Origin of the sequence: Actinomadura meyerae (assembly GCF_900188445.1) — a bacterium.
Lineage (GTDB): Bacteria > Actinomycetota > Actinomycetes > Streptosporangiales > Streptosporangiaceae > Spirillospora > Spirillospora meyerae.
In genome coordinates this window covers 159,298-175,456 of the sequence record NZ_FZOR01000008.1, presented here as the reverse complement: position 1 = coordinate 175,456, position 16,159 = coordinate 159,298, and the positions used below count along the sequence as shown (strand labels likewise).

Below are 16,159 nucleotides of genomic sequence, written 5' to 3'. Positions count from 1 at the left end.
CGGCATTCGACCGGCATGCGGCGCGGATGCGCGAGAATGCGTGGCGTGATCGTGGACAAGGCCATCTACACGGCCGGCGGGCGCCGGGACATCGAGGGCGACATCAGCGACGCGTTCGACCTCGCCCGCGAGGACGGCGAGTGCTTCCTGTGGATCGGCCTGTTCGAACCCGACGAGGAGGAGTTCGAGCTGGTCCGCGACGAGCTGGACCTGCACCCGCTGGCCGCCGAGGACGCGGTGTCGGCGCACCAGCGGCCCAAGCTCGAGCGCTACGGCGACACCCTGTTCGTGGTGCTGAAGACGCTGTCCTACCTCGACGAGACCTCCGACATCGAGGTCGGCGAGATCATGGTCTTCCTCGGCCGCGACTTCGTCGTCACCGTCCGGCACGGCGCCGGGAACCCGCTCGGGCCCGTCCGCAAGCGGCTGGAGGAGGACCCGGAGCTGATCGCCCACGGCGCGGCGGCCGTCCTGTACGCGGTGTGCGACGAGGTCGTCGACCGGTACGGGCTCGTGGCCCACGAGGTGGAGGTCGACATCATCGGGCTGGAGCGGGCCGTGTTCGACCCCGGCGCCCGCGACGTCACCGCCGACATCTACTCCCTCAAGCGGGAGGTGCTGGAGTTCCGCGGCGCCGAGGACCCGCTCGTCCCGGTGATGCAGGAGATCGTCAAGGGCCGCGTCTCCGAGTGCGCCTCGACCCGCGAGTACTTCCGCGACGTCCTGGACCACCTGCTGCGGGTGGACGGGCAGGTCGACGCGCACAACGAGCTGCTCAACAGCGTGCTGAACGCCCATCTGGCGCTGCTCGGCAAGCAGCAGAACGAGGACATGCGCAAGATCTCCGCGTGGGCGGCGATCATCGCGGTGCCGACCGCGATCGCCGGGATCTACGGGATGAACTTCGACCACATGCCCGAACTGCACTGGACCTTCGGATACCCGCTGGTCATCGCGATCATGGCGGTCGCGTGCGTGCTGCTGTTCCGGCGCCTGCGCAAGAGCGGCTGGCTGTAGCCGGCCCGCCCGGGAACGGCCGCGGGCGATCACGCCTCCGCCTCCGAGGGCACCTTCGGGGCACTCGGGCGGGCGGCCGCCTCCATGAAGTCGTCCACCGCGCGACGTCCGCGGTCGGCAACGTCGGGGCGAAGACCAGACTCAAAAGGTGGACTCATCACCCTCCTGCGCGGAACTCCGCCCACCGGCGGGTGAGGTCCGCGTGCAGCAGGACCCACTCGGCCGGGTTGCGCTCGGCGTGGCGACGCCACCGCTCGGCGAACACGGCCGAGAACAGGTCGATATCGGCCGGGTCGGCTTCACTCCAGGACGGGAAGCCCGCCACCCAGTCCGCCGCCTCCGCCGGGGTATGCCCTGCCTTGAGCAGCCACGGCAGTAGCAGACCCAACTCGACCCACGAGGCACCACGTGAGGCGAACGCCCAGTCGACGAGGACCGCCCGGCCATCGCGGGTGATGAGCAGGTTCTCAGCGTTGACGTCGGTGTGCAGCAGTGCCGTCCCGGCCATCGGCGAGACGTCCTCGGTGACCGTCTCCCAGCGACGCTCGACCCTCATCCGCACGACGTCGGGGCACGGAGTGGCCTGCAGCGCGGTCACCGTCTTGGCGAGGACCTCCAGGTCGGGCGACCCTGGCGCGAAGTCGGCGTGCCGGCCGTCCACGTGCTCGAACCCGAGGACGACCCACCCCTCGGCGTCCACCATCCAGTGGAGCCGGGGAGCGAACTCGGTCACGTGCGGGTTGATCCGGGCCTCATTGCGCAGCGACCGGACCTCCGCGCCGTCCTTGTCCGGAAAGACCTTGCGGGCGGCCTTGACGAACAGCCGCCCGCCCGCGGCGTGCACGCTGGAGGCGATATCGGCGTGATTACCCGCCGGCGCGGGCTCCACCTCGCGGATCGGGCCGGTGTGCGCCTTGATCGCACCGAGCACCTCGGGCGGCAGGTCGGTCCATTCGCTACGCATGAGTCCCCTTGTCAGAACTGGAGGGTGAGCGGCCCGTCCGGCACCAGCCCGTCCCAGCTGCCCATCGCGGCCTTGCCGCCCATGTCGTTGCACTCCGGCGGGCAGCAGGAGGACCCGGACTCGTCGTCCCAGAACTCGGAGTCGACGTACAGGCCGGTGGCCTTCAGGTACGGGATGGTGCGGGCCAGGGCGGCGCCGGAGCGGATGTCGTCGTCCATCACGGGCCGGTGGTGGATCATCGAGTCCGCGAACGCCAGACTCATCGGAAGGTACACCTCGGTACGCTGGAGCGCCTCGTGCCACGCCTCATCGACCGGCCTGGTGGGGACGATCCTGACGTACGCGCTGGGGTCACGGCGAGCCTCCCGCCGGATCTGCCCGGCGGCCTTCAGGAAGACCAGCATCTGCCCGACCACGCGGTCGGTGTAGGCGTGCGAGGTGTGGTGCTTCTTGCGGAAGTCGTCCGCGAGCAAGTCGAATGCCCAGGCGGGGATCAGCTCGCGCGGGTCCGTGGCAGCCGTGGCCGCCCGCTCCAAGGTGATGGTCATGTTGTCCTCCACAGCGCGCCGCGTGATGGAACCCGTTGCCCGGGTGCGCGCCTTCGGCCCGGGCGGCGGTGTCTGGAGGGGGCGGCGCGGGCGGGAGTCTTGGGGCGGTCCTCTACCGGCGGCGCCGCCCCGGTCTAGGTGCTCTGCTCGGCGACGTACCGGGGCGGGTGCTCGACGCCTGCGGGGACCTCGATGGTCCGGGCGCGCCCCTCGGGCGTCCGGGCCCGCCACGTCCCGCCGCTCATGTCGATGAGCGTGGAGATGAGGCGGCCGTCCCTGGTCAGAAACCAGAGGCCGCCGTAGTCGGTGAGGTCGTATTCGCCGACCTTCACGGCCGCGCTCACCGGGCCAGTGCACGATCCCCTTGGGATGGGCAGCGGGCCGCTGATCGGTGCCATGTCGACCACCGTGTCTTGTAGCGTTCTCATAGCCGGACTCGCTTCCGGTCAGGCCCCGGGACCACCGGCGTTCGCCCGCCGGCCAGGGCCGTTCTTGTGTCCTGCGACACGCTTACGCCCCCACCTGACCGCAGCGGGCGCTAGCGTGGAAGGCGTTGTCCGTTGGCCACCCGGCCTGGCCAACACCCTCTAGCGGTCCACACCGGGGCGAAACGGTGGGAAGCGATGCCCCCCAGCACGACGACGTTCGGCGAGTTACTCCGCCAGCTCATGACCGAGCGCGGAATGGGCGTCCGAGCCCTGGCCAGACAGGTGCCCTGCGATCCCGGGCACATCTCCAAGCTCTGCCACGGCCGCAAGCGCCCCTCACAGGAGACGGCGGCGTGCCTGGACGAGATCCTCGGCGGCGATGGCCGCCTGGTGGCCCTGGTCCGGACAACAGCAGAAGTCCCTGGTCACGCCGGTAGCGTTGATTCCAGAAGGGCACATGCCGGGGATCTGGACGAGGACGACGATATGCAGCGACGCCGCCTCCTGCAGGCCCTGGCCGCACTCGGAGCCGCATCGTCCCCAGCCGTCGAGGCCATCGAGCACATCCGCGACGGAGTCGACCGTGCGATCGGCCGGGACGAGTCGTCCCACCTCGACGATTGGGAGGAGACGGTCGCCGAGTACGGCTACACCTACCTGCTTGTCCCCCCGCACATGCTGTTGCGCGATCTGGCCGCGGACCTGGTGACAGTCCAGCGGATCACCGGCCGCCACTCCGGGGAGCTGCGCCCGTCATGGTGCCGGGTGACCGGCGGGCTGGCCGCGCTCATGGCCAAGACGCTGTGCAACCTTCAGCAGCCCCGCCTGGCGCGCGAATGGTGGATCACCGCGCAGCACGCCGCCGACGCCTCCCGCGACCTCGACCTGGCCTTGTGGATCCGCGGCGAGCAGCTCGTGCACGGCCTGTACGAGGGCCGGCCCCCAGCGGTCCTGCTGCGCAAGGCCGACCAGGCGGCCGGCGCCGGTTCCGGAAGCCCGTCCGGTGCGGCGTCCCGCGGGTTGTTGCACGTCCGCACCGTCCGCGCGCAGCTGCTCGCGCTGGAGGGGGCGCACGACGCGGCCACGGTCGAGTTGCAGGCGTGCGGTGAGATCTTCCGGCGGCTCCCGGCCTCGGTGACCGGGGAGGTGCGGTCGGTTGACGGCTGGGCGGAGGACCGGCTGCGCTACACCGAGGCGTGGGTGCACGCGCACACCGGCGACCGCGGTCGGCTCGACGCCGCCGTCGCCCGAGGGGTGGAGGTCCTACCCGCCGACGATCCCCGGGTCCGCGCCCAGCTCGGCCTGCTGCGCGCCGCCGGGCATGTGCGCGCCGGCGACACGACCGAGGGTGTGCGGCACGCACACGCCGTCTACGAGGCCCAGCCCGCCGAGCATCGGACGGTGATGGTGACGAGCCTGGCCCGCACGGTCGCCGACGCGGTCCCGCCCCGCCAGCGTGCCGAGCCCGTCGTCGCCGCCTACCGGGAGTTGCTCGCCGCGGGGTCCTCCGGGCCGAGAGCGATCACGTAGAGGTCGAACCAGGGTTCGGTCTCGCCCTCGCCGCCGGGGGTCCGTCCGGCGTGCCGCCACCCCCATCTCCGGTACATCGCCTGGACGTCGTGCTCGTGCGGCGCTGTGGCGAGCGTGGCGCGTTCCTCGGGGCGTCCGGTGAGCAGTGCGTCCATCAGGCGGCGCGCGAGTCCTTGGCGGCGATATGAGGACCGTACGGCGAGGTCGATGACGGCGAACGTGCGCCGCCCGGTCTCTGCGGTGAACCCGGCGGGGGGAGCGGGTTCGAGGCCGTCCCACCACGACGAGCCGGTCAGCGGCGCCCCGTAGGCGAATCCGGCCAGTGCGCCGTCCCGGTGCGCCGTCACGGCCTCGAAGCCGGATGAGGAGAGCAGCCGGTCCATGCGGGTCCGGTAGTCGCCGAGGTCATAGTCCGGAAATACCTCGGCGTACAACGCTTCGATCTCCCCGAGCCGGTCCCGGGCGGCGTCGTTGTCGAGGTGCTCGATGTCCACGATCCCCCAGTGTTCCCGAACGTTTCCCGGCCGGGCACATCGAGGGCACAGGGGCACGGGAACTATCCGGGATCGGCCGGGAAGTCCTGGGGAACCGTTTCGTGAGGTCAGCCCGGCGCGTGCGTGCTGCTGTTCCGGCGCCTGCGCAAGAGCGGCTGGCTGTAGGCCGCCCGGCCGGCCCGGCGGCGGGTGATCGGCGAAATCCGGTTGAGCGCGGGCACGCGGAGATGGTCTGCTGGTGTCCGCGCCCGGTGCGCAGGCAACGGTTACTTCCACTGAGGATGGGGTCCAGTGCGGGTTCGAGTCCCGCTCCCGGCCGTAAGGACGGGGTAGCCCAATCGGCAGAGGCGCCAACGTTCCCGTCGCCGACTTGATCTCGGGCGCGACCTCCGGTCACCCCCGAACACGCACCTCCTGGTGCATGTTCGGTGGACAACTCCCTGGCCGAACCGCTGGTTTGCCGTGGCTTCGCCACCCGGGCGGGCGCCCCGTGGGCATCATGCTCCTGACCTGGCACGACTTCGCCGAGGAGAGGAGCCACCCACCGTGGCCGGTCCCGTCCCGCTGGAGGACTTCGCGGGCGCCACCGACGACGAGCGCCTCACCCGCGCGCTGTCGTACGCGGGCGCGCAAACCCACAAGCCCGTGATCCTGCTCGCCCAGCACCGCCAGTACTCGTTCGCGCGGACCCGGAAGATGTACAACGGGTTCGCCCTCGCCGGGCCGCCCGCCAGCGGCAGCGAGTTCCGCTACAACGGCAAGGTCAAGATCAGCACGCCGGGGTCGGGATGGCTGGACATGTCCGGCTCCCAGCTGAAGGGCATCTCGATCCGCGACCTGTCCTTCGAGGGCAACGCCGAGTCCAGCTTCTTCGTGGACAAGACCAACACCCAGACGGTGCTGTGGGCGAGCCACCTGCACAACCTCGGCTTCAGCCTGTTCAAGCACGTCATCTGGGGCGCGCACACCGCCGTGACGTTCTCCGGCTACTGGGACGTCAACAACTGCTACGACACCGAGTTCAAGCTGTGGGGCAGCGACAACAACTACTGGCCCGACGGGATGCTGCTCGACTCCCCCAACCACCCGGCCGGTGAGCGCTACCACCTGTGGCTGCCGCACCTCAGCAAGTCCGGCGTCGGGCCGGTGTACGTGACCGGCAAGCACCACGTGACGCCCATGCGGATCGACGGCGGCCGCGGCCTGGTCGTGTCCGGCGCGCGCCTGGAGGCCCAGGCCGGGAACCCCACCTACGGCTCGCAGCTCGTCATCACCGGCGGCAAGTTCATCCGGCTGCGCGACCTGTTCTTCTTCAACGGCATGGCCAAGCCCGGCGCCCTGCGGGACCCGTCCAAGCACCGCGGGATCGTCACGATCACCGGGGGCGGCGACGTGCTGTTCGACGGCTGCGTGTTCTCCGACGGCGACGGCTCGCAGACCGGCTCGACCCCGGCCGGGACGCCCGAGGTGTACGTGGCGGGCGGGAAGCGGATCCGCATCCGCGACCACCAGTCCTCGCGGACGCCGCGGATCGTCCGGGCGGCGTCGGTGCCCGCGAGCGCGATCGTCACCGACCCGGACCTGACCGTCACGACCGGCTGAGCGGTGCGGCTAGGACGCGTCGCCGGGCCGCGGCGGGGCGGCCAGCAGCACCGCCCACAGGTGCGACTCGGCGCCGCCCGCCTCCAGCCGGCGGCGCATCCGCTCCACACCGCCGCGCGTGGGCAGCGCAAGCCACACCAGCAGCGGGTATCCGACGGCGAACCCGGCGAGGAAGACCGCCTCGCTGTGCCCCACCATCGCCAGCGGCAGGCCGATCAGGATGACGCCCTCGGCCAGCGCGAACCGCAGCAGGATCGCCTGCCGGAACATCATCAGCGCCGCGCGGGCCGCCGCGGCCGGGTCGGGGGGCGCGGCGCCCGGCGGGATCGGGCGCGGCGCGAGCGGACCCGCGGCGAGGGCCACCAGCGCGGCGGCGGCGAGCGGCGCGTACAGCCACGGCGGGGCGTCCCCGTGCCCGTCCTGCACGATCAGCGGCATGATCGCCAGGATGAGGACGGGCGCGGCGAGCAGCACCAGCATCATCGCCCGCAGCCGGCCGAGCTCGGTCCCGGCGCGCAGCGAGGCGAGGTAGCCGGGGTCGTCGCCCGGCCCCGCGCCGAACACCGGCGCCACGTCCGGGCCGCCGTCGCCGTCCGGCGACTTCGGCGAGTACATGGAGAACGGGGGTGGCGCCATGGCTGCGCACTTTAGCCCGGCGGCGGCCCCCGGCAATAGAGCTCACCAGGATCTTCGCCCCGGACGAAGATCCACGCGGCCCGCCGCTCGCTTTCCGCGCGCCGGGCGCGGACCGCTAGATTGACCGCCTATGAAGGAGCGTCACCTCGGGAGGAGCGGGCTGCTGGTGTCCCGGCTGGGCCTCGGCACCATGACCTGGGGGCAGGACACCGACCCGGACGAGGCCGCGGCGCAGCTCGCCGCGTTCGTGGACGCCGGGGGCACGCTGGTCGACACCGCCGACGTCTACACCGGCGGCGTCGCCGAGCGGATCCTCGGCCACCTGCTGCGCGAGACCGTCGACCGGGACGCCCTGGTGGTCTCCACGAAGGCGGCGATCCGGCCGAACGGCCGCTACGACGGGTCCCGCCGGCACCTCCTCGGCGCTCTGGACGCCTCCCTGGACCGGCTCGACCTCGACCACGTCGACCTGTGGCAGCTGCACGTCTACGACCCGGCGACGCCGCTGGAGGAGACGCTCTCGGCGCTGGACGAGGCGGTCGCGTCCGGCCGCGCCCGCTACGTCGGGGTGGCCAACTACGCCGGCTGGCAGGTCGCCAAGGCCGCCGCGTGGCAGCGCGCCTGGCCGGGCCGCGCCCCGGTGGTGTCGGCGCAGGTGGAGTACTCGCTGCTGGCCCGCGACGCCGAGCGGGAGGTCGTGCCGGCCGTGCTGGACGCCGGGGCGGGGCTGCTGCCGTGGTCGCCGCTCGGCCGCGGCGTCCTCACCGGCAAGTACCGCACCGGCATCCCCGCCGGGTCCCGCGCCGCCGCCCCGCACTTCGCCGAGTTCGTCTCGCCCTACCTGGACGAGGAGTGCGCCCGGATCGTGGAGTCGGTGGTGACCGCCGCCGAGGGCCTCGGCCGGTCCCCGCTCGCGGTGGCGCTGGCGTGGGTCCGCGACCGGGAGGGCGTCGCCGCGCCGATCGTCGGCGCGCGGACCGCCGCGCAGCTCGGCGCGATCCTGGAGAGCGAGGACCTGACGCTGCCGGCCGAGATCCGGGGGGCGCTCGACGACGTCTCCGACACCGCGACGGGAAGCCCGTGACCGACAACCCCGAACCCGCATCCGACCGGCCCGCTCCCGCCGAGCGGGCCGCCCGCGCCGCCGCGGTGCTGCGCGCGGCCGAGGCCGCCGCCGCGGCCCTGGACGACCGCGCGCCCGCGAGCGCACCGCCCGGACCGGCCGGCGGGCGCGACCCGGGCCGCGAGGAGCCCGGCCGCCGGGAGCCGGGAGCACCACCCTCGTCCTCGCCGCCCGCACCGCCCGCCGCGTCCGGCCGGGACGCGCGCGAGGGGGCGGCCGCCCTCGCCGAGCTCTTCGCCGCGACGGGTGCGCCGGAGCGGCTCGCGCGCGGCGCCCTCGCCCGGCTCGGCCCGGACGCCGCGGACCGGCTGCGCGCCGACCCGTGGCGGCTGCTGGGCGTCCCCGGCGTCCGGCCCGCGCAGGCCGACCACTTCGCCCGCGCCGTCCTCGGCGACGCGGCCGGCCCGGGCGACCCGCGCCGCGGCCGGGCGCTGGTGCTGCACCTGCTCACCGAGGCCGCCCGCGCCGGGCACACCGTCACGCCCGCCGCCGACGTGGTGGAGGCATTGGAGCGCGCCCGCGTCCCCGACCCGCGCGCCGCCGTGGAGGCCGCGCTGGACGAGGCCGAGGTCCTCTCCCTCACCGAGGAGCCCGAGTTCGGCGAGGAGTCCTTCGAGGAGGACGCCGAGCCGGAGGAGCCCGAGGAGATGCTCGGCGCCGCGCGGTGGGCGCTCGCGGAGGAGGCCGCCGCCGAGGGGTTCCAGCGGCTCACGCTCACCGCCGCGCCGCTGGTGGAGGACGCCGCCCTCAAGGAGCTGCGCGGCGGGCTGCCCGAGGACCGCTCGCTCGCGCTCACCGCCGCGCTGCGCACCGGCGTCAGCGTCCTGCGCGGCGACCCGGACGGGATCGCCGCGGCCGCCGCCGGGATCGCCGGCGCCGCCGCGGGCGCCGGCCTGCGGGCCGCCGTCGCGGCGCCGACCGACCTCGCCGCCGCGGCCCTGCCCGCGCCCGAGGGCGTGGCGGTCACCGGCCTGCACCGGCTCCTCGAACCGCGGGAGGCGCCCGGCGGCGTCGTCTACGGGCGCGGCGAGCAGCACCCGCTCGACCTCGACCTGCTCGTCGTGTCGGACGCGTCCGCGCTCGACGTGGAGCTATGCGCCGCGCTGGCGGAGGCGTGCCCCGACGGCGCCCACCTGGTGCTGTGCGCCGAGCCGGGCGCCGCGCCGCCCGCCGGGCCGGGACGGCCCCTGGACGACCTGGAGGCGTCGGAGACCGTCCCCGTCGTCACGCTGGACGCGGCGCCGCCGGACGGCCCGCTCGGCGTGCTCACGGCGGCGGTCCGCGGCGGCGACCTGCCCGCCGTGGACGCGCCGGACCGGGAGGTCGTCATCGTGCCCGCCGCCGACCCGGGCGAGGCCGTGCACCGTGCCGTGCAGCTCGTCACCGACTCGATCCCCCGCGCGCTCGGCATCCCGGCCGGGGACGTGCAGGCCGTCGCGCCCGCGGCGGGCGGCCCGGCGGGCGCGGGCGCGCTCAACGCGGCGCTGAAGGCCCGGCTGAACCCCGGGCCCGGCGCGTTCGGCGGGATGGACCCCGGCGACCGGGTCGTCGTCGCCGCGCCGCTCGCCCAGGCCGCGGTCGGCGAGACCGGCACGGTGGCCGGCGGCGGCCCGCACGGCCTCGACGTCGACTTCCCCGCCGGCCCGGCCACCGTCGCCCCGGCGGACGCCGCCCGGCTGCGGCACGGCTGGGCCGTGCCGGTCGCGCTGGCGCGCGGGACGCGCCGCCCCGCCGTCGTGGCGGTGCTGCCCGCCGAGGGCCTCTCGCGGCCGCTGGTGGCCACCGCGTTCGGGCTCGCGACGCGGCACCTGTCCGTCGTGCAGGCGGCCGGGCCGGCGCTGGCCGCGGCCGTGCGCGACGGGGTCCCGCGGCCGCGGCGCACCCGGCTCGCGTCGCTCGTCGTCCAGTGAGGCCCACCGGGGTCGGCGCGAGGTAAAGAAACCCCCGTGTCGCGGTTTACGGGCGGGTCCGTATGGGACACGATGTCAACAGGGTCAGGTGCGTGAATGCCGGGCACCGTACCGGTTTCAGGCACGGCATCGGGTGGACGGGTGGAGGAGCGACATGCCCCAGGGGCTCAGGCGGCTCGGTACGGCTTCGGCGGCGTTCTCGGCAGGGGCGCTCGTCCTCGTGCTCGCCGCCCCGCCCGCCGGAGCCGCGGCGGCGCAGGAGTGCAAGAAGGGCACCGACCCCGAGAGCACCATCGAGAACTGGAAGTGCAACCTCGGCAACCTGCGCGAGGCCCTCACCCCGAAGACGCCGACGCCCACCCCGACTCCCACGCCGACGAAGACCACCGCGAAGCCGGCGCCGAAGAAGACCGCCGCGCAGAGCGGCAAGAAGACCACGGGCGGGAAGGCGAAGGCCAAGCCGCGCCGGCCCGCCGCGCCGCCGAGCGGCGGGCGCGCCGCGGACCCGTCCGGGCCGGCCCCCATGACCGGCGGCGCGGGCCTGCGCCCCTACAACGGCGAGCTCCCGCGGGCGGGGCTGCCCGGCGTCCTGCCGACCCCGGAGATCGCCGCCGACCCGAGCGCCTACCGCACCGGCGCCGGCGGCACCGCCGCCCTGCCGCAGACCCGGCTGATCTCCCCCGTCGCCGCCGGCTCCGGCACCGGGCAGGACGACGGCCGGCTGCTGCTGGTCGCCGCCGCGGCCGGCGCCGCCGGAGCCGCCGGGGCCCTGAACCTCAGCGTCGCCGGACGCGCCCTGCGCCGCCGCCGCGCCGAGCGCTGACATCCCGTCACGCCGGGCGCGGGCCCGGCCCGCGGAGCGGACGAAGAAGAGCCGGCGCCGGTGCGTGAGCACCGGCGCCGGCTTTCGCGTGCGTGCGCGGCTAGTACGCGCCGCCGATGGCGTGGATGCCGCCGTCGACGTGGACGATCTCGCCCGTGGTGGCGGGGAACCAGTCCGACAGCAGCGCCGCGCAGGCGCGGGCCGTCGGCTCGCTGTCCTTGATGTCCCAGCCGAGCGGGGCCGCCTTCGGCCACATGTCCGTCATGCCCTCGAAGCCGGGGATGCTCTTGGCGGCCATCGTCGCCAGCGGCCCCGCGGCGACCAGGTTCACCCGGATGCCCTGCGGGCCCAGGTACTTGGCCAGGTAGCGGGCGCACGACTCCAGCCCGGCCTTCGCCACGCCCATCCAGTCGTACACCGGCCACGCCTTGGTGGCGTCGAAGTCCAGGCCGACGACCGAACCGCCGTCCTTCATCAGCGGCAGGCACGCCATCGTCAGCGACTTCAGCGAGTACGCCGAGGCGTGCACGGCGGTCGCCACGTCCTCCCACGGCGTCTCCAGGAACGCGCCGCCGAGCGCGGTCTGCGGCGCGAACGCGATCGCGTGGACGACGCCGTCGAGGTGGTCGAAGCCCTGCTCGCGCAGGTTCCCGGCCAAGGCGTCCAGCTGCTCGGCGCTCGTCGCGTCCAGCTCGATCACCGGCGGCGGGTTGTCCGGCCCCGTCGGCAGCCGCTTCGCGGTCCGCGCCGTCAGCGTCGGGCGCGGGTAGGCGGTCAGGACGACCTCGGCGCCCTGCTCCTGCGCCACCCGCGCGATGTGGAAGCCGATCGAGGCGTCGGTGAGGACGCCGGTGACCAGGATCCGCTTGCCTTCGAGAATGCCCATGCCGTCAGTGCCCCATTCCCAGTCCGCCGTCGACCGGGATCACGGCCCCGGTGATGTAGGCGGCGTCCTCGCTCGCGACGAACCGCACCGCCTTCGCGATCTCCTCCGGCCGCGCGATCCGCCCGAGCGGCACCGCCGCGGTGATGGCCTTCTGCTGGTCCTCGCTGAGCACGGCCGTCATGTCGGTGTCGACGAACCCGGGCGCCACCACGTTCACCGTGATGTTGCGGGAGCCGAGCTCGCGGGCCAGGGACCGGGCGAACCCGACCATGCCCGCCTTGGACGCCGCGTAGTTCGACTGCCCCGGCGACCCCATCAGCCCGACGACCGACGACACCAGCACGATCCGGCCGGACCGCTTGCGCATCATGCCCTTCACGGCCCGCTTCGCGACCCGGAACGACCCCGTCAGGTTCGTGTCGAGCACCGAGGTGAACGTGTCCTCGCTCATGATGGCCAGCAGCGTGTCCTTGGTGATGCCCGCGTTGGCGACCACCACCTCCACCGGGCCCTGCTCCGCCTCGACCTTGCCGAACGCCGCGTCGACGTCCTCGGCGTCCGTCACGTCGCAGCGGACGCCGAACAGCCCCTCGGGGGGCTCCCCCGACCGGTAGGTGACGGCGACCGCGTCGCCCGCCGCGGCCAGCTCGCGGGCGATCGCCAGGCCGATGCCCCGGTTACCGCCGGTCACGAGGACAGAGCGACTCATCATGACCCTCTCGTCGACTTGCGTGCTCGGACGGCGCCCGCACTCCGCGGACGCCGTGCTCGGAAGACTGGGCACGACCCTAGCGGCCCGCACCGCGCCCTGCGGATGTGCCGAACCGACAAGAACCCGCGACCCGCATTTGTTCCGGGCCCCGCGCGGGCGCGGCGGGTAGGTTGCGGAAGGTGCATGACATCGATCCCGCCTTCACGGCGCTGCCGCTCCGCGCGCTGGCCGACGCCGCCCTCACCCGGGCCCGGGAGCTGGGCGCCGAGCACGCCGACTTCCGCCTCGAACGCATCCGCAGCCAGACCCTCCGGCTCCACGACGCCGCCCTGGAGACCGCGCTGGACGCCGACGACGTCGGCCTGTCCGTCCGGGTCGTCAAGGACGGCACCTGGGGCTTCGCCGCCGGCATCGACCTCACCCCCGACGGCGCCGCGCGCGTCGCCGCGCAGGCCGTCGAGGTCGCCGCCGTGGCACGGCCCGTCAACCGCGAGCCCATCGAACTCGCCCCCGAACCCGTCCACGGCGAGCGGACCTGGGTGTCGTCCTACGAGACCGACCCGTTCGACGTGCCGGCCGGCGACAAGGTCGCGCTGCTGGCCGGCTGGAGCCGCCGGCTGCTCGGCGACGACCGCGTCGACCACGTCGACGCGACCCTCCTGCAGGTCAAGGAGAACAAGTTCTTCGCCGACCTCGCCGGGACCGTCACCACCCAGCAGCGCGTCCGCCTGCACCCCGTCGTCGAGGCCGTCGGCATCGCCGGCGGGCTGTTCGACACCATGCGCACGCTCGCGCCGCCCGCCGGATACGGGTGGGAGTGGCTGTCCGGGGAGCACTGGGACTGGGACGGCGAACTCGCCCGCATCCCCGAGCTGCTCGCCGAGAAGCTCGCCGCGCCGACCGTCGACCCCGGCGCCTACGACGTCGTCGTCGACCCGTCCAACCTGTGGCTGACCATCCACGAGTCCATCGGGCACGCCACCGAGCTCGACCGGGCCCTCGGCTACGAGGCCGCCTACGCCGGCACCTCCTTCGCCACCCCCGACAAGCTCGGCGCCCTCCAGTACGGGTCCAAGGTCATGAACATCACCGGGGACCGCACCACCGAGCACGGCCTCGCCACCATCGGCTACGACGACGAAGGCGTGCGGACCCAGTCGTTCGACATCGTCTCCGAGGGCCTGTTCACCGGCTACCAGACCGACCGGCGCATCGCCCGCCTCACCGGCGCCGAACGCTCCAACGGCTGCGCCTTCGCCGACGCGGCGTCCAGCATGCCGATCCAGCGGATGGCGAACGTCTCCCTCAAGCCCGCCGACGGCGGCCCCTCCACCGACGAGCTGATCTCCGGCGTCGACCGCGGCATCTACATCGTCGGCGACAAGAGCTGGTCGATCGACATGCAGCGGTACAACTTCCAGTTCACCGGGCAGCGCTTCTACAAGATCGAGAACGGGCGGCTCGCCGGGCAGCTCCGCGACGTCGCCTACCAGGCCACCACCACCGACTTCTGGAACTCCATGGAAGCCGTCGGCGGCCCCCAGACCTACGTCCTCGGCGGCGCGTTCAACTGCGGCAAGGGCCAGCCCGGGCAGATCGCGCCCGTCAGCCACGGCTGCCCGTCGGCGCTGTTCCGCGGCGTCAACATCCTCAACACGCTGAAGGAGGCCGGACAGTGACCACCCTGCGGCCGCAGGAAGCCGTCGAGCGGGCCCTCGCGCTGTCCCGCTCCGACGACTGCATCGTCATCGCCGACGAGACCAGCACCGCGAACCTGCGGTGGGCCGGCAACACCCTCACCACCAACGGCGTCACCCGCTCCAGCCGGCTCACCGTCATCGCCCTGCGCGAGACCGCCGGCGGAGTCGCCGCCGGAGTCGTGTCCCGCTCCGCCGTCGGCGCCGGCGGCATCGAGGACCTCGTCCGCGCCGCCGAAGCCGACGCCGCCGGCAACGAACCCGCCGAAGACGCCGCGCCCCTCGTCACCGCCGCGCCCGCCGGCGCCGCCGGCTGGGACGACGACCCCGCCGAAACCGGCATCGGCGTGTTCGAAGGCCTCGCGCCCGCGCTCGGCGAGGCGTTCACCGAGGCCCAGACCGCCGGACGCCGCCTCTACGGATTCGCCAACCACGTCCTCACCTCGACGTTCCTCGGCAGCTCCACCGGCCTGCGGCTCCGCCACGACCAGCCCACCGGGCTGCTCGAACTCAACGCCAAGGGCTCCGGCGGCTCCGCCTGGGCCGGCACCGGCACCCGCGACTTCACCGGCATCGACCTCCCCGCCCTCACCGCCGACCTCGGCCGGCGGCTCGACTGGGGCGAACGGCGCGTCGACCTGCCCGCCGGACGGTACGAGACCATCCTCCCGCCGTCCGCCGTCGCCGACCTGATGGTCTACCTGTACTGGTCCGCGGGCGCGCAGGACGCCCACGACGGCCGCACCGTCTTCAGCGCCCCCGGCGGCGGCACCCGCGTCGGCGAACGCCTCGCCAGCCTCCCCCTCACCCTGTCCAGCGACCCCGCCGCGCCCGGCATGGAAAGCGCCCCGTTCGTCGTCGCGCACGCCTCCGGCCGCGAATCGTCGGTCTTCGACAACGGGCTCCCGCTCACCGCCACCGACTGGATCCGCGACGGCGAACTCACCGCCCTCACCCAGACCCGGCACTCCGCCGCCCGCACCGGGCTCCCCGTCACCCCGGCCATCGACAACCTCGCCCTCACCGGCCCCGCCGGCGGCGCCACCCTCGAGGAGATGATCGCCCGCACCGAACGCGGACTGCTGCTCACCTGCCTCTGGTACATCCGCGAAGTCGACCCGCAGAGCCTCCTGCTCACCGGCCTCACCCGCGACGGCGTCTACCTCGTCGAGAACGGCGAAGTCGTCGGAGCCGTCAACAACTTCCGGTTCAACGAGAGCCCCGTCGACCTGCTGTCCCGGCTCACCGAGATCGGCGAGACCACGGCCACGCTGCCGCGGGAATGGTCGGACTACTTCACCAGGGCCGCGATGCCGGCGGTGCGGGTCGGCGACTTCAACATGTCGACCGTCTCCCAGGCGTCCTGAGTGTGGGGGGGCGACCCCCCACGCCCCCCGGTGCGGGGTGGCCGGTGCCTTGCGCTCGCTGGCGCTCGCTCCAGGCTCCGGCCACCCCGGTGGGGGGCCAGCCCCCCACGCCCCCCGGTGGGGTTCCCCCTACACCCCCGGGGCCTTTGGCCCCATGTCGGTGCGGGCGTGCGAGCCTGGTCCGGGTTCTCAGGTGTCCTCCAGGCGGAAGCCGACCTTCATCGTCACCTGGAAATGCGCCACTTCGCCGTCCTCGATCTGGCCGCGGACCTCGCTCACCTCGAACCAGTCCAGGTGGCGCAGGGTCTGCGCGGCGCGGCGGACGCCGTTGCGGATGGCGGTCTCCACGGAATCCGGGGAGGTCCCCACGATCTCCGTCACCCGGTACGTGCGATCGGTCATCTCGTTCCTCCCATGATTTG

General features: G+C 73.8%; 16 protein-coding genes. 8 read left to right on the top strand and 8 right to left on the bottom strand.

Features of this window, described 5'->3' with window-relative positions; genetic code table 11:
* The first annotated feature begins 45 nt into the window (after positions 1-45).
* On the top strand, positions 46-1,017 hold the full coding sequence (corA, locus tag CHF16_RS11550; RefSeq protein WP_089325961.1) for a magnesium/cobalt transporter CorA: 972 nt from the start codon (positions 46-48) through the stop codon (positions 1,015-1,017).
* Between the two features lie 157 nt (positions 1,018-1,174).
* Here the strand turns inward: corA and CHF16_RS11545 are convergent, their stop codons facing one another.
* The 3 genes from CHF16_RS11545 to CHF16_RS11535 all read right to left on the bottom strand — a co-directional run bounded on the left by CHF16_RS11545 (position 1,175) and on the right by CHF16_RS11535 (position 2,873).
* Complete coding sequence (locus CHF16_RS11545) at positions 1,175-1,981, bottom strand: phosphotransferase (RefSeq protein WP_089325960.1); 807 nt, start codon at positions 1,979-1,981, stop codon at positions 1,175-1,177.
* 11 nt (positions 1,982-1,992) lie between these two features.
* Positions 1,993-2,529: a hypothetical protein gene (locus CHF16_RS11540; RefSeq protein WP_089325959.1), complete on the bottom strand. Its 537-nt coding sequence runs from the start codon at positions 2,527-2,529 to the stop codon at positions 1,993-1,995.
* A gap of 134 nt (positions 2,530-2,663) precedes the next feature.
* Positions 2,664-2,873 carry a hypothetical protein gene (locus CHF16_RS11535; RefSeq protein ID WP_089325958.1) on the bottom strand — a complete coding sequence of 70 codons (210 nt, stop codon included), beginning with the start codon at positions 2,871-2,873 and terminating at the stop codon, positions 2,664-2,666.
* Positions 2,874-3,152: 279 nt separating this feature from the next.
* Between CHF16_RS11535 and CHF16_RS11530 the strand changes: the two genes are divergently transcribed.
* Entirely contained in the window at positions 3,153-4,487 is a 1,335-nt protein-coding gene (locus tag CHF16_RS11530) for a helix-turn-helix domain-containing protein (protein WP_089325957.1), read from the top strand.
* On the opposite strand, the gene CHF16_RS11525 is transcribed toward CHF16_RS11530, so the two are convergent.
* Positions 4,436-4,981: a GNAT family N-acetyltransferase gene (locus tag CHF16_RS11525; protein ID WP_089325956.1), complete on the bottom strand. Its 546-nt coding sequence runs from the start codon at positions 4,979-4,981 to the stop codon at positions 4,436-4,438. The two genes, CHF16_RS11530 and CHF16_RS11525, sit on opposite strands and share 52 nt — an antisense overlap.
* Before the next feature lie 546 nt (positions 4,982-5,527).
* Between CHF16_RS11525 and CHF16_RS11520 the strand changes: the two genes are divergently transcribed.
* A complete protein-coding gene (locus CHF16_RS11520) occupies positions 5,528-6,583 on the top strand; it encodes a hypothetical protein (RefSeq protein ID WP_089325955.1) in 1,056 nt (351 codons plus the stop codon).
* A gap of 9 nt (positions 6,584-6,592) precedes the next feature.
* On the opposite strand, the gene CHF16_RS11515 is transcribed toward CHF16_RS11520, so the two are convergent.
* On the bottom strand, positions 6,593-7,219 hold the full coding sequence (locus tag CHF16_RS11515; protein WP_143227946.1) for a hypothetical protein: 627 nt from the start codon (positions 7,217-7,219) through the stop codon (positions 6,593-6,595).
* A gap of 130 nt (positions 7,220-7,349) precedes the next feature.
* Between CHF16_RS11515 and CHF16_RS11510 the strand changes: the two genes are divergently transcribed.
* The 3 genes from CHF16_RS11510 (at position 7,350) to CHF16_RS11500 (ending at position 11,075) form a co-directional block, all read left to right on the top strand.
* On the top strand, positions 7,350-8,303 hold the full coding sequence (locus tag CHF16_RS11510; RefSeq protein ID WP_089325953.1) for an aldo/keto reductase: 954 nt from the start codon (positions 7,350-7,352) through the stop codon (positions 8,301-8,303).
* The gene (locus CHF16_RS11505) at positions 8,300-10,252 is read left to right on the top strand and encodes a helix-hairpin-helix domain-containing protein (RefSeq protein ID WP_245868372.1); all 1,953 of its coding nucleotides are present in this window, start codon (positions 8,300-8,302) and stop codon (positions 10,250-10,252) included. Before CHF16_RS11510 ends, CHF16_RS11505 begins: the two co-directional genes overlap by 4 nt.
* Before the next feature lie 154 nt (positions 10,253-10,406).
* Complete coding sequence (locus tag CHF16_RS11500) at positions 10,407-11,075, top strand: hypothetical protein (protein WP_089325952.1); 669 nt, start codon at positions 10,407-10,409, stop codon at positions 11,073-11,075.
* Between the two features lie 100 nt (positions 11,076-11,175).
* Here CHF16_RS11500 and fabI read toward each other — a convergent pair whose 3' ends face one another.
* Positions 11,176-11,961, bottom strand: a complete 786-nt coding sequence (gene fabI / locus CHF16_RS11495) for an enoyl-ACP reductase FabI (RefSeq protein ID WP_089325951.1) — start codon at positions 11,959-11,961, stop codon at positions 11,176-11,178.
* Between the two features lie 4 nt (positions 11,962-11,965).
* The gene (locus CHF16_RS11490; protein ID WP_089326020.1) at positions 11,966-12,670 is read right to left on the bottom strand and encodes a beta-ketoacyl-ACP reductase; all 705 of its coding nucleotides are present in this window, start codon (positions 12,668-12,670) and stop codon (positions 11,966-11,968) included.
* A 182-nt stretch (positions 12,671-12,852) separates the two neighbouring features.
* Here CHF16_RS11490 and CHF16_RS11485 point away from each other — a divergent pair, with 182 nt between their 5' ends.
* Positions 12,853-14,352 carry a TldD/PmbA family protein gene (locus CHF16_RS11485; RefSeq protein WP_089326018.1) on the top strand — a complete coding sequence of 500 codons (1,500 nt, stop codon included), beginning with the start codon at positions 12,853-12,855 and terminating at the stop codon, positions 14,350-14,352.
* 5 nt (positions 14,353-14,357) lie between these two features.
* The gene (locus tag CHF16_RS11480) at positions 14,358-15,737 is read left to right on the top strand and encodes a metallopeptidase TldD-related protein (RefSeq protein WP_089326019.1); all 1,380 of its coding nucleotides are present in this window, start codon (positions 14,358-14,360) and stop codon (positions 15,735-15,737) included.
* A 189-nt stretch (positions 15,738-15,926) separates the two neighbouring features.
* Here CHF16_RS11480 and CHF16_RS11475 read toward each other — a convergent pair whose 3' ends face one another.
* Entirely contained in the window at positions 15,927-16,139 is a 213-nt protein-coding gene (locus CHF16_RS11475) for a dodecin (RefSeq protein WP_089325950.1), read from the bottom strand.
* Between the last annotated feature and the right edge of the window lie 20 nt (positions 16,140-16,159).

Excerpts from the sequence above, each read along its gene's own strand:
- CHF16_RS11490 (WP_089326020.1), bottom strand. The coding sequence starts at position 12,670 with ATGAGTCGCTCTGTCCTCGTGACCGGCGGTAACCGGGGCATCGGCCTG.
- CHF16_RS11530 (WP_089325957.1), top strand. The coding sequence starts at position 3,153 with ATGCCCCCCAGCACGACGACGTTCGGCGAGTTACTCCGCCAGCTCATG.
- CHF16_RS11510 (WP_089325953.1), top strand. The coding sequence starts at position 7,350 with ATGAAGGAGCGTCACCTCGGGAGGAGCGGGCTGCTGGTGTCCCGGCTG.
- CHF16_RS11540 (WP_089325959.1), bottom strand. The coding sequence starts at position 2,529 with ATGACCATCACCTTGGAGCGGGCGGCCACGGCTGCCACGGACCCGCGC.
- CHF16_RS11545 (WP_089325960.1), bottom strand. The coding sequence starts at position 1,981 with ATGCGTAGCGAATGGACCGACCTGCCGCCCGAGGTGCTCGGTGCGATC.
- CHF16_RS11500 (WP_089325952.1), top strand. The coding sequence starts at position 10,407 with ATGCCCCAGGGGCTCAGGCGGCTCGGTACGGCTTCGGCGGCGTTCTCG.
- CHF16_RS11515 (WP_143227946.1), bottom strand. The coding sequence starts at position 7,219 with ATGGCGCCACCCCCGTTCTCCATGTACTCGCCGAAGTCGCCGGACGGC.
- CHF16_RS11475 (WP_089325950.1), bottom strand. The coding sequence starts at position 16,139 with ATGACCGATCGCACGTACCGGGTGACGGAGATCGTGGGGACCTCCCCG.
- fabI (WP_089325951.1), bottom strand. The coding sequence starts at position 11,961 with ATGGGCATTCTCGAAGGCAAGCGGATCCTGGTCACCGGCGTCCTCACC.